This is a genomic window from Streptomyces albiflavescens, from assembly GCF_014645835.1.
In the GTDB taxonomy this organism is placed as follows: Bacteria; Actinomycetota; Actinomycetes; order Streptomycetales; family Streptomycetaceae; genus Streptomyces; species Streptomyces albiflavescens.
In genome coordinates this window covers 1-727 of the sequence record NZ_BMMM01000051.1, presented here as the reverse complement: position 1 = coordinate 727, position 727 = coordinate 1, and the positions used below count along the sequence as shown (strand labels likewise).

At 71.5% G+C, this 727-nt stretch carries 1 protein-coding gene; it reads right to left on the bottom strand.

Annotated features, from left to right (window positions below):
• On the bottom strand, window positions 1-727 hold a 727-nt coding region (locus IEY95_RS48470), incomplete at both ends, for a transposase (protein ID WP_373294699.1).

The following is a 727-nucleotide window of genomic DNA, read 5'->3' as shown; positions in this document are numbered from 1 at the left end:
AGGTTCTTCGAGCCGGGTGGGCGTCCGGGGCCGGGCATGGAGGGTCTGGGCACGTCGGCGGGACGGGCGGTCTTCACGCGGAGGTGGCGGAACCCCCGGCGGACCCGGGCAGGGGTGAGCCGACGAGGCTGCGCCGGCCGCTCCCAGGGCCGGCGCAGATCCTCTGCGAGGGGCCGGGCTAGGCGGAGTTGGGTGTGGGCGGCGATGATCAGCCACGTCCACAGGTCGGCCGTGTGCGGATCGCGGACCTTGGGGACGGTCCAGCCCAGGGTCTGTTTGAACAGCCGGAAGGTATGTTCAAGATCGAATCTGCGGAGGAACGCCTGCCAGCGCAGGTCGACGTCTGCGCCGGTCATGCCGGTGCGTGAGGACCACAGCCACACCGGCTTCGGATCGCGGTCACCGGGCAGGCGCTCGACCTTCAGCCGGATCAACGTGCCGTGGATCAAAGGGAGTTCACCGCAGTGATCGAGCCAGGGGCCACGGGCCTGTAGTCGGGGGTGCATCCGGTCCCAGGCGAGGGCTTCGGCCGTGCCGTAGCGGGTGGTGTCGCACGTCGTGGCCTGGTCAGGGGTGTGCCAGGACTCCGGCTTGGAGAAGGTGAGGACGCCGCCGTGCTTGCGGGGCTGTCCGCCGCGCGGGGTGGAGCGGCGCGGTCCGGCGTCCCGGAGCATGACACGGTCCGAGCGGAGCCGGCCGACCAGCTCGACGGGCAGGTCGGCCAGGA